This is a genomic window from Comamonadaceae bacterium OTU4NAUVB1 (assembly GCA_024372625.1).
Taxonomy (GTDB): domain Bacteria; phylum Pseudomonadota; class Gammaproteobacteria; order Burkholderiales; family Burkholderiaceae_C; genus Variovorax.
Genome location: CP099605.1, coordinates 2,135,259 through 2,147,291 on the forward strand (window position 1 = coordinate 2,135,259; position 12,033 = coordinate 2,147,291).

17 protein-coding genes are annotated in these 12,033 nt (G+C 71.3%); 12 read left to right on the top strand and 5 right to left on the bottom strand.

The features are described 5' to 3' along the window. Positions 1–123: 123 nt before the first annotated feature. The 7 genes from NF681_13500 (at position 124) to fliR (ending at position 4,405) form a co-directional block, all read left to right on the top strand. Entirely contained in the window at positions 124–735 is a 612-nt protein-coding gene (locus tag NF681_13500; GenBank protein ID UST53333.1) for a flagellar basal body-associated FliL family protein, read from the top strand. After that, a complete protein-coding gene (gene fliM, locus NF681_13505; GenBank protein ID UST53334.1) occupies positions 732–1,736 on the top strand; it encodes a flagellar motor switch protein FliM in 1,005 nt (334 codons plus the stop codon). The genes NF681_13500 and fliM overlap by 4 nt, the downstream gene beginning before the upstream one ends. Beyond that, the gene (fliN, locus tag NF681_13510; GenBank protein UST53335.1) at positions 1,726–2,112 is read left to right on the top strand and encodes a flagellar motor switch protein FliN; all 387 of its coding nucleotides are present in this window, start codon (positions 1,726–1,728) and stop codon (positions 2,110–2,112) included. The genes fliM and fliN overlap by 11 nt, the downstream gene beginning before the upstream one ends. 132 nt (positions 2,113–2,244) lie before the next feature. Then, positions 2,245–2,568, top strand: a complete 324-nt coding sequence (locus NF681_13515; protein ID UST53336.1) for a flagellar biosynthetic protein FliO — start codon at positions 2,245–2,247, stop codon at positions 2,566–2,568. A 76-nt stretch (positions 2,569–2,644) separates the two neighbouring features. Continuing rightward, entirely contained in the window at positions 2,645–3,355 is a 711-nt protein-coding gene (gene fliP, locus NF681_13520; protein UST55774.1) for a flagellar type III secretion system pore protein FliP, read from the top strand. Continuing rightward, on the top strand, positions 3,352–3,621 hold the full coding sequence (gene fliQ / locus NF681_13525) for a flagellar biosynthesis protein FliQ (GenBank protein ID UST53337.1): 270 nt from the start codon (positions 3,352–3,354) through the stop codon (positions 3,619–3,621). Before fliP ends, fliQ begins: the two co-directional genes overlap by 4 nt. Before the next feature lie 13 nt (positions 3,622–3,634). Next, complete coding sequence (gene fliR, locus NF681_13530) at positions 3,635–4,405, top strand: flagellar biosynthetic protein FliR (GenBank protein ID UST53338.1); 771 nt, start codon at positions 3,635–3,637, stop codon at positions 4,403–4,405. Here fliR and NF681_13535 read toward each other — a convergent pair. The 3 genes from NF681_13535 to NF681_13545 all read right to left on the bottom strand — a co-directional run bounded on the left by NF681_13535 (position 4,389) and on the right by NF681_13545 (position 6,627). Continuing rightward, complete coding sequence (locus NF681_13535) at positions 4,389–4,628, bottom strand: hypothetical protein (protein UST53339.1); 240 nt, start codon at positions 4,626–4,628, stop codon at positions 4,389–4,391. The two genes, fliR and NF681_13535, sit on opposite strands and share 17 nt — an antisense overlap. Positions 4,629–4,748: 120 nt before the next feature. Continuing rightward, the gene (locus tag NF681_13540) at positions 4,749–5,135 is read right to left on the bottom strand and encodes a VOC family protein (GenBank protein UST53340.1); all 387 of its coding nucleotides are present in this window, start codon (positions 5,133–5,135) and stop codon (positions 4,749–4,751) included. A 118-nt stretch (positions 5,136–5,253) separates the two neighbouring features. Beyond that, the gene (locus NF681_13545) at positions 5,254–6,627 is read right to left on the bottom strand and encodes a PLP-dependent aminotransferase family protein (protein ID UST53341.1); all 1,374 of its coding nucleotides are present in this window, start codon (positions 6,625–6,627) and stop codon (positions 5,254–5,256) included. A gap of 256 nt (positions 6,628–6,883) precedes the next feature. Here NF681_13545 and NF681_13550 point away from each other — a divergent pair, with 256 nt between their 5' ends. From NF681_13550 to NF681_13570, 5 genes are read left to right on the top strand one after another with little or no spacing between them, the layout of a single operon-like run. Then, positions 6,884–7,258, top strand: a complete 375-nt coding sequence (locus NF681_13550) for a RidA family protein (protein UST55775.1) — start codon at positions 6,884–6,886, stop codon at positions 7,256–7,258. A gap of 47 nt (positions 7,259–7,305) precedes the next feature. Continuing rightward, complete coding sequence (locus tag NF681_13555) at positions 7,306–8,145, top strand: transporter substrate-binding domain-containing protein (GenBank protein UST53342.1); 840 nt, start codon at positions 7,306–7,308, stop codon at positions 8,143–8,145. A 24-nt stretch (positions 8,146–8,169) separates the two neighbouring features. Continuing rightward, positions 8,170–8,823: an amino acid ABC transporter permease gene (locus NF681_13560; GenBank protein ID UST53343.1), complete on the top strand. Its 654-nt coding sequence runs from the start codon at positions 8,170–8,172 to the stop codon at positions 8,821–8,823. Next, on the top strand, positions 8,820–9,467 hold the full coding sequence (locus NF681_13565) for an ABC transporter permease subunit (GenBank protein ID UST53344.1): 648 nt from the start codon (positions 8,820–8,822) through the stop codon (positions 9,465–9,467). The genes NF681_13560 and NF681_13565 overlap by 4 nt, the downstream gene beginning before the upstream one ends. Before the next feature lie 3 nt (positions 9,468–9,470). Next, positions 9,471–10,250 (top strand): amino acid ABC transporter ATP-binding protein, encoded by a 780-nt coding sequence (locus NF681_13570; protein UST53345.1) that lies wholly within the window; start codon positions 9,471–9,473, stop codon positions 10,248–10,250. Between the two features lie 76 nt (positions 10,251–10,326). Here the strand turns inward: NF681_13570 and NF681_13575 are convergent, their stop codons facing one another. Together NF681_13575 and NF681_13580 are read right to left on the bottom strand one after the other, a co-directional pair. Further along, complete coding sequence (locus tag NF681_13575) at positions 10,327–10,962, bottom strand: response regulator transcription factor (GenBank protein UST53346.1); 636 nt, start codon at positions 10,960–10,962, stop codon at positions 10,327–10,329. After that, a complete protein-coding gene (locus tag NF681_13580) occupies positions 10,959–11,756 on the bottom strand; it encodes a histidine kinase (protein UST53347.1) in 798 nt (265 codons plus the stop codon). The genes NF681_13575 and NF681_13580 overlap by 4 nt, the downstream gene beginning before the upstream one ends. Positions 11,757–12,033: the final 277 nt, after the last annotated feature.

Consider the following 12,033-nt stretch of genomic DNA (forward strand, 5'->3'; position numbering starts at 1 on the left):
ACGCCCTTGGTCCCGGGCGATCGCTCGAATAATCGTTCCCATGCCGACGGCACCGCGCCCTTGCGCGAACGCCTGCCGCGGCGTCGATCCGACGAACGAACGAACGAAAGCCAAGGAAACACCGTGTCCGCCAAACCCGCCGATCCCGCCACGGCCACCGACAAGCCCGCGGGCAAAGGAAAGAAGGGCCTCGTCATCGCCCTGGTCGCCGTCCTGGTGCTGGCCGCCGGTGGCGGTGGTGGCGCCTGGTACTTCCTCAAACAGAAGGGCCACGACACCGCCGCCAAGGACGAGCAGCCCGCCCACGAGGAGGAGCCCCAAGCCAAGCCCGGCGCCGCGCCGGTCTACCTGGCGCTGGAGAACATGGTGCTCAACCTCGCCGACCCCGGTGGCGAGCGTGTCGCGCAGGTCGGCATCACGCTGGAGGTGGAGAGCGACAAGACGGTCGAGAAGATCAAGGTGCTGATGCCCAAGGTACGCAGCGGCGTGCTGATGCTGGTCTCCCAGCGCACCTCCGACGAGCTGCTCAAGCGCGACGGCAAGGAGAAGCTCGCCCTGGACATCCGCGCCGAGGTCTCCGAGGTGCTCGGCTACGAGGTCGAATCCTCGCGCAGCGTCAAGGCCAAGGCCAAGGGCGACGACGCGGAGGACGAGGATCCGCCGCCGCGCCGCAGGAAGCGCGCCGCCTACAGCCCGGTGCAGGGCGTGCTGTTCTCCGCCTTCATCGTCCAATGACCGACACCGCCGCCCTCGACGATGCAGTGGCCGCGCCGCCGGCCGCCGCGCCCGTGGCGCCGGGCGACGACGCGGTGGCGCGCATGGCCGCGGCGGCCGTGCGCGACCACGACCTCTCGGTGGCCGACCGCATGGTGCGCCGCCCGATGCCCACGCTGGACATCGTCAACCAGCGCTTCCTGCGCCACCTGCGCGTGGGCGTGTTCCAGTTCCTGCGCCGCAGCGCCGAGATCTCGATCGCGCCGGTCGAGATCGCGACCTACGCCGAGTTCGTCGGCGCGCTGCCCCAGCCCACCAACTACAACGTCGTCTCGCTGCAGCCGCTGCGCGGCAACGGCCTGGTGGTGTGCGAGGCGGCGCTGATCTCCGCGCTGGTCGATGCGCTCTACGGCGGCGCCTGCCGGCTGCAGACGGTGATGGAGGGGCGCGACTTCTCGCCCACCGAACTGCGCGTGATCCAGCGCCTGGTGGGCATCGTCTGCGGCGAATACAACAAGGCCTGGAAAGAGATCTACCCGCTCGAGCTGGCCTACCAGCGCAGCGAGACGCACGTCCAGTTCCTCAACGTCGCGGCGCCGGCCGACAAGCTGGTGGTGACCACGCTGCGTTTCGCGATCGGCGACTTCGAGGGCGCGGTGCGCATCGCCATGCCCTACGCCGTGCTCGACCCGATCCGCGACGTGCTCTACGGCGCGCAGCAGGCCCAGGCACTGGCCGAGGACCGGCGCTGGGTGACGCTGCTCACGCGCGAGATCCAGGCCGCCGAGGTCACGCTGGTGGCCGAACTGGCGCAGCCCGAACTCACCATCGGCCAGCTGCTGGCGATGAAGCCGGGCGACTTCATCCCGTTCGACCGCTCCCCGCGCGTCGTCGCCTCGGTGGACAACACGCCGGTCTTCGCCTGCCACTACGGCACCCACAACGCGCACTACGCGCTGCGCATCGACGAATGCCTTCGCGGGGACGACCCGCACTGGCTTGGAGGAAACCATGTCCGCTGAACAACAGACCGCCTTCGAGGCCCCCGCCGACGAAGGCGCCGGCTGGGCCGAGGCGCTCGACGCCGGGGCGCCCGCCGGCCCCACCGCCGCGGCCGACGCGCAGGCGCCGCTGCACGACATCCAGCGCGTGCTGGACATCCCGGTGCAGCTCACGGTCGAGCTCGGGCGCAAGAAGGTGCCGATCAAGCACGTGCTGCAGCTCGGCCAGGGCTCCATCGTCGAGCTCGACACGCTCGCCGGCGAGCCGATGGACGTGCTGGTCAACGGCTACCTGGTGGCCCAGGGCGAGGTGGTGGTGGTGAACAACAAGTTCGGCATCCGCCTGACCGACGTCGTCACGCCCTCGGAACGCCTGCGCCGCGTGAACCGTGGCTAGACGTGGCTCTCCCCCAGTCTTCGCGCACTGGCGTGTCGCTTCGCCAACCCCCTTCCGGGGGCAACACCGGCGGCCCGGCGGAGCCGGTTCCACGGTGTTCCCGGATGGGGACGCTGCAGGTTCAGGAATGAAATGACCCAAAGCCTCGTCACCGTCGTCCTGTTCGTCCTGGCGATCCTGTCGATCCCGTTCCTGCTCAAGCGCTGGCAGGAGAAGCGCGGCGGGTTGCTGCCCGGCGCGCTGGCGGCCGGGTCGAACGCGAAGCTGGTCTCGGCCGTCGCCGTCGGGCCGCAGCAGCGCGTCGTCACGGTTGAGGTCGGCCCCGAGGGCGCGCGCACCCAGCTGGTGCTGGGCGTGACGGCGCAGTCCATCACCTGCCTGCACACGCTGGACGTCCCGGGCCCCGCGTCCCCCTTTTCCTCCTCCCCGCATGGAACCGAAGCACCGCATGCCTGACCGGACCGCCCCGCCGCGCCGCCGCGCGACCGCCCTGGCCGGCACCGTCGCCAGCGGCGGCGCCCTGCTCGCGCTGATGCTGCTCGCGCCGGCCGCGCAGGCCCAGGAGGCCGGCGGCCAGCTGCCGCTGCTCATCGGCCAGGGCGCCGGCGGCACCAATTTCTCCGTGCCGGTGCAGACATTGCTGTTCTTCACGGCGCTGTCGTTCCTGCCGGCCATCGTGCTGATGATGACGGGCTTCACCCGCATCGTGATCGTGCTGTCGCTGATGCGCCAGGCGCTGGGCACGCAGTCGGCGCCGCCCAACCAGGTGGTGATCGGGCTGTCGCTGTTCCTGACGTTCTTCGTCATGGGCCCGACGCTCGACCGCGTCTACGCCGAGGCCTACAAGCCCTACACCGAGAACACGCTGAGCTTCGAGGGCGCCATCGCCAAGGCCGAGGCGCCGATGCGCGACTTCATGCTCAAGCAGACCCGCCAGTCCGACTTCGCGCTGTTCGCCCGCCTGGCCCAGCTGCCCGCCGGCACCACCGCCCAGACCGCGCCGATGCGCGTGCTGATCCCGGCCTTCGCCACCAGCGAGCTGAAGACGGCGTTCCAGATCGGCTTCATGATCTTCATCCCGTTCCTGGTGATCGACATCGTGGTCTCCAGCGTGCTGATGTCGCTGGGCATGATGATGCTGTCGCCGGTGCTGGTGGCGCTGCCGTTCAAGCTGATGCTGTTCGTGCTGGCCGACGGCTGGAACCTGCTGATCGGCTCGCTCGCCGCGAGCTTCGCGCGATGAATCCGGAGACCGTCGTCACGATGGGCGGCGACGCCCTGGCGATGCTGCTGACGGTGTCGATGCCGGTGCTGCTCACGGTGCTAGCCGTCGGCCTGGTGGTGAGCATCTTCCAGGCCGTCACGCAGATCAACGAGCAGACGCTGGCCTTCGTGCCCAAGCTCATCGCCGCCGTGGCCGTGCTGGTCATCGCCGGGCCGTGGATGCTGGAGACGCTGGTGGACTACATCCGGCGCGTCATCGAGTCGATCCCGCAGATGGTCCTGTGAGGACGCCGGCGCCGTGCTGACCTTCACCGAAGCCCAGCTCATGGCCTGGGTCGGCCCCGTGCTGTGGCCCTTCCTGCGCGTGCTGGGGCTGTTCACCACCGCGCCGATCTTCTCCTCGCGCGCCTTCCCGGTGCGCGCCCGCGTCGGGCTGGCCTTCATGGTGGCGCTGTGCGCGCAGGCCACGCTCGGGGCGCAGCCGGTGATCGGCATCGACGGCGTCGCCGGCATCGGCACGCTGGTCCAGCAGGTGGGCATCGGCATGACGATCGGCTTCGCGGTGCGGCTGATCTTCGCGACCATCGAACTCGCCGGCGAACTCGTCGGCCTGCAGATGGGCCTGAACTTCGCCGCCTTCTTCGATCCGATGAGCAACGCCCAGGTCAGCGCGGTCTCGCGCTTCTTCGGCAACATCGCGGTGCTGCTGTTCATCGCCGTCAACGGCCACCTCACGGTGCTGATGGCCGTGATCCGCAGCTTCGACGCCTTCCCCGTGGACGGCAGCATCCTGCAGACGCTGGCGCGGCTGCGCATGCACGAACTCGGTGCCGACCTGTTCGCCAGCGCCCTGTGGATCGCCCTGCCGATGATCGGCCTGCTGCTGTTCGTGAACCTGGTGCTGGGCGTGATCTCGCGCGTCGCCCCGCAGATGAACATCTACGCCATCGGCTTCCCGGTGACCCTGACCACCGGTCTCGCCGGCATCGCCCTGGTGCTGCCGATGATGGAGCAGCCGCTGCTCATGGCGATGGAGCGGATGCTGTCGCTGTTCATGGGCGGGCGCTAGCCGCGGGGGGAAAGAGCCGCACCATCCGGCGTCCCGCGGGCGTCACGCGCGTCACGGTCGCGGAAGGACGGCGCCAGCCGTCGGCCGTGCGCACGGCCTTCTCCATGCGGGCCTCGACATGCCCGCCGAGCACGAGGATGTGCACCGCGTCGACGAGGTCGCCGCCCTCCACGACCATCGGCAGGTTCCTGGCGGCCAGGATTCGGAGCAGGGAGGAAGCCATGGCGCCATTGTCCCGGGCGAACCGGCCGTCCGCCCGCCGCGCCCCGCGCGGTGATCCGGCGCGGCGTGCGCAACGTCACGTTCGCGCCGGGTTCGTCGCCCCGGCGGGCGGGCCCCGCGGTCAGCGGAAGATCGCGCAGAGCTTGTTGCCGTCGGGATCGCGCACGTAGGCCAGGTGCATGGGTCCCATGCCGCCGTCGCGCGGGCCGGGCGGCTGCTCGATGGACGTGCCGCCGTGGGCGAGCGCGACGTCGTGGAAGCGCTGCAGTTGCTCGGGCGAGCTGCACTTGAACCCGATGGTGCCGCCGTTGGCCGGGGTCGCCGCCGCGCCGTCGATCGGCTGGCTGACGCCGAAACTGTTGCCGGCATGCCGCCAGAAGAGGCGCACGTGGCCCGACGCGGCCGTGTTGCGCACGCCCTCGCCGGCGCCGAGCACGCCCAGCACGGCGTCGTAGAAGCGTTTGGACCGTTCGATGTCGTTCGAGCCGACCATGACGTGATTGAACATGAGCTTGTGTCTCCGTGGGTTGTGGGAAGGTTCGCGGCCCGCAGTATCGCGGGAGTCGCCGCTCGTGCCCCGCCCGACCCGCCACTGACCCGCCGCTTACCCGCCGCTCGCTCGCCGATCACCCGTCGCGCAGTGCCTTCAGTCCGGCCAGCGCGCGGCGCAGGCCGTCCCGGTCCGGCGCGGCGTTGTGGCAGATCCGCACCATGCCGTCGCCCGTCAGTGGCGTGACCTCGAACAGGTCGTAGGGGGTGACGCCGATGCCGGCCTGCTCGGCCGCGCGCGCGAAGCTCGGCGCGGTCCAGCGCGGCCCGGTCCGCAGGCCGAAATAGAACGAGCCGGGGTGGCTGACGCGGTCCGCCGGCGGGAAGCATTCGTCCACGAGGGCCTGGCGGGCGCGGGTCTCCGCCCGGATCGCCCGGGCGATCCGCGGCAGGGCACCGGCGTTCATCAGGCGCTGCGCCACGGCGGCGTTGAGCGGCGAGGCCATCAGGGTCGTCGCGCGCAGGGCGACGCCGAGCGCCTGCCCGAAGCGCCCCGCCGCGGCCACGTAGCCGATCCGCAGGCCGGGCCCGGCCAGCTTGGAAAGACCGGTGACGTGGACCACCCGCTCCGGCGCCAGGGACGCGAGCGGCGGCAGGGGGTCGTCCAGCATGAAGCCGTAGACGTCGTCCTCGACCACGACCAGGTCGTGCCGACGGCAGACCTCCAGGATCGCGTGCCGGCGCTCCAGGCCCATGGTGGCGGTGCTGGGGTTGTGCAGCGTGGGGCAGCAGAACAGCACCTTGGCGCCCGAGCGGCGCGCGGCCAGGTCCAGCGCCTCGGGCCGCAGCCCCTCGTGGTCCATGCGCACCCCGACCAGGTTGCGGCCCAGCATCGCGGCCGCCGACTTGATGCCGTAGAAGGTCAGTTCCTCCGCCAGCACCATGTCGCCCGGCCGCGTCAGCGCGCCGAGCGCCATCAGCAGGCCGTGCTGAGCGCCACAGGTGATCGTGACCTCCTGCGCGGACACCGCCATCCCCATCCCGGCCAGCCAGCGCGCCGCCGCCGTCCGGTGGTCGGCCCGCCCCGCGTCGACCTGGGTGGCCAGCAGGCGGTCGACCCCGGGCCCGGGCACCAGCTCGGCCAGGACGAGGTCCGCGCCGGCCAGGTCGGGCGTGCGTTCCGGGAAGTTGTGCGACAGGTCGATGAAGCCCGGCGGCCGTGACTGCTCCCACAGCGATGGCGGGCTGTCGATCGACGCCGACGGCAGGGTGAGGAAGGTGCCGCGCCCCACTTCCCCCCGGGCCAGACCGGCCTGGCACAGGGCGTCGAACGCCCGCGTGACGGTGCCCAGGTTGAGGCCGAGCATGCGCGCGAACTCGCGCTGCGGCGGCAGTCGCTCCCCGACCTTGAGCGAGCCGTTCATCAATCCCGCGCGCACCCCTTCGACGATGGCCTTGTAGCGCGGTCCGCCCATGACGTCGATGGCCAGCATCCAGGGCGGCCGGCGCATGCCGTCCGGTCCTTTGGCAATGTACCCCTCAATGTATCGATCCATAAAGAATTGCCCCAATTCGAACCGCGATCCGCCCCTCGACAAGGCGCACCAAAACAGCCAGCAACGCAAATTGCCCCGATTTTTCAATGTAAATCAGGACATATTGTATTGATCTCTCATTGGCATGGCGATTGCAATCGCTGCTGCGATCCAACTCCGCCATCGTGCAGGTCGACGCATGCAGACACCCGAGAAAGCCATCCTTTTCCACATGATTCCGGACGGGCCCCGACCCGTCGCGCCGTTCAGCCACGCCACCGAGAGCGACGGCTTCGTCTTCGTGACGGGCCAGATGCCCGACACACCGGCCGCCCCGGGCCGGCTGCCCGAGGGCATCCGGGCGCAGACCCTCAACGTGATGGCGAACCTGCGCGCCGTGCTGGCCGGCCTCGGCCTGGGCTTCGAGCACGTCGTGGTCGCGCGGGCCTACCTGACGCGCTTCCAGGACGACTACGCGGCGTTCAACGACACCTACCGCGACTTCTTTCCGGCGGGCGAACTGCCGGCCCGCACCTGCGTCGGCGTCACCGGACTGGCCTACGACGCGCGGGTCGAAATCGACCTCGTCGCGCGCCGACCGGCCTGAACCGCGTTCCTCGTCCCTCCCCCGCATCGACCACCCAAGGAAACCCCATGTCTCTCCATTCGATCCCCACCCGTGCGTTCGCCACCCTCGCCACCGCGCTGGCCCTGCTGGCCGGTGCCGGCGGCGCGAGTTCGGCGACGCTGGAGGAAATCAAGGCCAGGGGCGTGATGACCGTCGCGACCGAGGACGACTACAAGCCGTTCGAGTTCGTCGTCGACGGCAAGCCGATGGGCCTCGACCACGACCTGCTGGCGCTCTACCGCAAGCAGGTGACCTGGAAGGTCGAGCAGCAGATCATTCCCTGGTCGGGCCTGCTGCCGGGCGTGACGACCGGCAAGTACGACGTGGCCCTCACCGCCGTGGTGGTGACGGCCGAGCGCGCCAGGCGCCTGGACTTCACCATGCCCATCGCGGACGCCACGCAGTACTACGCCGCCCGCGCCGACGACGTCTCGATCCGCTCGGTGGCCGACCTCGACGGCAAGACGGTCGGCGTCCAGGCCGGTGGCGGTTCCTTCGCGGCGCTCGCCAACCTGCGCAAGCTGCTCGCGGCCAGCGGCGGCGGCGTGGGACGCGTCGTGCAGTACGGCTCGTTCCCCGAGGCCTACCAGGACCTCGCGAACGGACGCGTCGACTACGTGGTCAACGGCGTCGTCAACCTGACCAGCCTCGTCAAGGAACAGCCGCAGCGCTTCAAGCTGGGCAGCGCCGTCGGCGTTCCGACGTATGCGGCCTGGGCCGTGGCCAAGGGCAACACCACCGTGCTGGCGCAGCTCGACGGCTTCATGGCGAAGGCGCGGGCCGACGGGTCGCTCCATGCCCTGCAGGAGAAGTGGCTCGGCCGGGCGTTCAAGGACCTGCCGACCACCGCGCCGCTGGGCGAATGAGGGCGCGGGCGAGCACCCGTCACCATGACGACGACCTCCTTCCTGACCCTGCTCCACGGCGCCGGCATCACCGTGGCGCTGTCGCTCGCCGCCATCGCCGCCGGCCTGCCCCTGGGCCTGCTGATGGCGCTGGCCCGCTGGCGGCGCGTGCCGGTCGTGGCCACGCTGGTCGCCGCCTACGTCGGCCTCATGCGGCCGACGCCCATGATCACGCTGTGCCTGTTCGTGTTCTTCCTGCTCCCGGTGACCGGGCTGGACCTGCCGCCCATGCTGGCGGCGATGCTGGCCCTGGCGCTGAACACGGCGGCCTTCAACTGCGAGATCTGGCGCGCCGGCCTGGCTTCCATCCCGCGTGAGCAGTTCGAGGCGGCGGCCGCGTTCGGCATGTCCGACGGCCAGGCGTTGCACCGCATCGTGCTGCCCCAGCTCTGGCGTTCCAGCCTGGGGCCGCTGGTCAGCGAGATGACGCTGCTGCTCAAGGTGACGCCGGCCGTCTCGGTGATCGGCATCGTGGACATCACGCGGGCCGCCAGCCGCATCGGCGCCCAGACCTACGAGCCCCTGCCCGCGTTCATCGCCGCCACCCTGCTCTACACCGTCCTCGTGGCCGTGGTCGTGCGGGGCCAGCGCGGGCTCGAGCGCCGGATCGCGCGACGCTACGGGTACGCCGCGCCATGAGCGGGCTCGACGCGATCTGGGAGGCCCGGGACCTCTTCGCGGCGGGGGCGTGGACGACCCTCGCCCTGGTGGGTCTGTGCCTCGCGACGAGCGTGCCCCTGGCGCTGCTGGCCGGCGCGGTGCTCGGCGAGGGCCCGCGCGCACTGGCCAACGCCGCCCGCCTGGTGGCCGACGGCATGCGCTGCGTGCCCTTCCTGCTGTTCGCCTACCTCGTCTATTACGGGCTGCCCGCGCTGGGCGTCAGGCTGGAGCCGTTCGCCGCGGGGCTCCTGAGCCTGGTGGTCTACAACACGGCCTATTTCTTCGAGATCTTCCGCAGCCAGGCGCAGACGCTGCCGCCGGAAACCCTGCTGGCGGCCGATGCCTTCGGCTTCTCGCGGCGCAAGCGCTACCAGCGCATCGTGCTGCCGCAACTGCTCGGCGCGGCCGCGCCGATGCTGGGCAACCAGGCCATCATGGTCATGAAGGACAGCGCGCTGCTGATGGTCATCACCCTCCAGGACATCACGTTCGCGGCCAACTTCGTCAGTGCGAACGCGTTCGCGCCCTTCGCACCGTTCGTGCTGGCCATGGCGCTGTACTGGTTCATCTCCCTCGGCATCGACCTGGCCGCGCGCCGGGCCGGCCGGCAACTCCCAAGGTAGGCAATGAAGCATCCCGACCCGCCATCGGCGGCGATTTCCGTGCGCGGCCTCTGCAAGGACTACGACGGCGTCGAGGTCCTGCGCGACATCGGTTTCGACGTGGCGCCCGGCACCACGACCTGCCTGCTCGGCCCCAGCGGCTCGGGCAAGTCGACCCTCCTGCGCTGCCTGAACTGGCTGGAGGTTCCGGCCCGGGGCACGGTCCGGATCGGCGGCGAGCGGATGGGCCGCGTGGACGAGGGCGGGGCGAGCCGTCCGATGTCGCGCCGGGAACTGGCCACGGCGCGCGGCAGGATCGGCACGGTGTTCCAGAACTTCGCCCTGTGGCCGCACCTGACGGTGCTGGAGAACGTCATGGAGGCGCCGGTCCACGTGCATGGCCGCTCGCCGGCCGAGGCGCGCGAGCAGGCCGTGCTGCTGCTCGACCGGGTGGGCCTGTCGACCAAGGCGCACGAGTATCCCCACCGGCTCTCCGGCGGACAGAAACAGCGCGTGGCGATCAGCCGGGCCCTGGCCATCCGGCCCCGGGTGCTGCTGTTCGACGAACCGACCAGCGCGCTGGACCCCGAGATGGTCGGCGAGGTCCTGGAGGTGATGCGCCAGCTGGCGGCGACGGGACTCACGATGATGGTGGTCACCCACGAGATGGGTTTCGCCCGGGACGTCGCCGACAACGTCATGTTCCTCGACGGCGGCAAGCTCGTCGAGATGGCCACGCCGGACCACTTCTTCCAGCGGCCCCGGACCGAGCGGGCGAAGCGGTTCCTGGCGCGCCACGCGTGATCGCGGGCCGCCGCCCCACCCGCCGGGCCGTCCGCCGGGCCGTCCGCCGGGCCGTCCGCGCAGCCGCCGGGCGCGCTCAGACCAGCTGGTTGCGGATCGCGTAGACCGTGACGGCCGCGTTGTTGGGCAGGTTGAGCTTCTCCAGCACGCGCGAGCGGTAGACGCTGACGGTCTTGGGGCTGAGCTTGAGCTCCTCGGCGATGTCCGACAGGCGCTTGCCCGAGGCGATCATCGTCAGCGTCTGCAGTTCGCGGTCGGAGAGCACCGAATGCGCCAGGGTGCTGTCCTGCGCCGGGCGCGACACCGTCTCGGCCAGCATCTGCGCCATCTCCGGCGTGACGTACTTGCGGCCCTGCGCCACCAGGCGCGTGGCCATCACCAGTTCGGCCGGATCGCCGCTCTTGCTGACATAGCCCTGGGCGCCCGCCTTCAGGCAGCGGATGGCGTACTGCTCCTCCGGAAACATCGACACCACCAGCACCCGCACCGTCGATTCGGCATCGGCCAGCGCCGCCAGCACCTCCAGCCCGCCCCGCCCCGGCAGCGCCAGGTCGAGCAGCAGGACGTCGCAGTGGACGTGGCGCAGCAGTTCGCGCACGTCCGCGTAGCTCGACGCCTCGCCCGTCACCCGCAGGTCGACGGCCTCCTGAAGCGTCTGGCGGATGCCGCGACGCACCAGCGCATGGTCGTCGCATATCACCACATCGATCATCCGGGTCTCCCGTGCACGCCTTGCGCGTCGTCTTCGTTGTCGTGGCCGCCGTCGCCGTCAGCCTCGCCGCCTCCCGGCCCGCCGCGCACGGGCACCGTCATGCGCACCGCCGTGCCGTGTCCCGGCCGGCTGTCGATGGCGAAGCGTCCGCCCGCCGAGCGCGCGCGCTCGGCCAGCCCGCGCAGGCCGAAGCCCCCGGCGCCGCGCGGGTCGTCGGCGCCGCGCGGCGTCCGCGCCGCGCCGAGGTCGAAACCCCGGCCGTCGTCGCGCACCGCCAGCCACGCCGCGTCGCCCTCGCGCCCGCACGCGACGGTCGCCGCGCCGGCCCGCGCATGGCGCGCGACGTTGGCGAGCGCCTCCTGCGCGGTCCGGTAGAGCGCCAGGCGCGTGGACGCGGACAGCGCCGCGTCCAGGCCGGGCGCGATCTCCAGCGCCACCGGCAGCCCGTGGCGCCGTCCGACGTCCCGTGTCAGCGCGCGCAGCGCCGCCGCCAGGCCCTCCGACAGGTCGGGCGGATACAGGTCGTGCACCACGCGCTGCGTCGCGGCCATCGCCTGGCGCAGGGCCGCGTGCGCGGAGGCGACGTGCGCCGCCGCGTCGGCGTGGCCCGGATGGCGCGCCACCCACGACAGGTCGAAATGCGCCGCGCCGAGGGCACCGCCGATGTCGTCGTGGATCTCGCGCGCCAGCGCGCGGCGTTGGGCTTCCAGCAGGTCCTGGACGGCACCGGTGGCGCCGTCGTCCAGGACCGCCGCCGCCGTCGGCATGGCGGCGGGAGGGCATGAGGTGGTCACGGAAGGGAGTCGCTGCATCGTGGCGGATGATAGGTGACAAATGTTACCAACCTTGTCCGGAACGGTGTCGTAAGCAGGCGCCCACCTCCCGGCCCGGCCCGGCCGGCCCGTGGCCGCGCATCCGTGCCGGCCGGCCGGCGGCCGCGTGGAGGCCGGGTTCGCCGGCCTTCCCGGGGCGAAGGCTGACGGTCCGGCCGCGGGGCCTCGGCTATGTTGCGGCTCCATCCGGCACGGACACCCGCCCGTGCGGACGGCAGCACGACAACCACGAGAACGC

Bases quoted from the DNA above. Each gene is read 5' to 3' on its own strand.
- NF681_13515 (UST53336.1), top strand. From the start codon at position 2,245: ATGACCCAAAGCCTCGTCACCGTCGTCCTGTTCGTCCTGGCGATCCTG.
- fliM (UST53334.1), top strand. From the start codon at position 732: ATGACCGACACCGCCGCCCTCGACGATGCAGTGGCCGCGCCGCCGGCC.
- fliP (UST55774.1), top strand. From the start codon at position 2,645: ATGCTGCTCGCGCCGGCCGCGCAGGCCCAGGAGGCCGGCGGCCAGCTG.
- NF681_13540 (UST53340.1), bottom strand. From the start codon at position 5,135: ATGTTCAATCACGTCATGGTCGGCTCGAACGACATCGAACGGTCCAAA.
- fliN (UST53335.1), top strand. From the start codon at position 1,726: ATGTCCGCTGAACAACAGACCGCCTTCGAGGCCCCCGCCGACGAAGGC.
- NF681_13575 (UST53346.1), bottom strand. From the start codon at position 10,962: ATGATCGATGTGGTGATATGCGACGACCATGCGCTGGTGCGTCGCGGC.
- NF681_13555 (UST53342.1), top strand. From the start codon at position 7,306: ATGTCTCTCCATTCGATCCCCACCCGTGCGTTCGCCACCCTCGCCACC.
- NF681_13545 (UST53341.1), bottom strand. From the start codon at position 6,627: ATGCGCCGGCCGCCCTGGATGCTGGCCATCGACGTCATGGGCGGACCG.
- NF681_13535 (UST53339.1), bottom strand. From the start codon at position 4,628: ATGGCTTCCTCCCTGCTCCGAATCCTGGCCGCCAGGAACCTGCCGATG.
- NF681_13560 (UST53343.1), top strand. From the start codon at position 8,170: ATGACGACGACCTCCTTCCTGACCCTGCTCCACGGCGCCGGCATCACC.
- fliQ (UST53337.1), top strand. From the start codon at position 3,352: ATGAATCCGGAGACCGTCGTCACGATGGGCGGCGACGCCCTGGCGATG.
- NF681_13565 (UST53344.1), top strand. From the start codon at position 8,820: ATGAGCGGGCTCGACGCGATCTGGGAGGCCCGGGACCTCTTCGCGGCG.
- NF681_13570 (UST53345.1), top strand. From the start codon at position 9,471: ATGAAGCATCCCGACCCGCCATCGGCGGCGATTTCCGTGCGCGGCCTC.
- NF681_13550 (UST55775.1), top strand. From the start codon at position 6,884: ATGATTCCGGACGGGCCCCGACCCGTCGCGCCGTTCAGCCACGCCACC.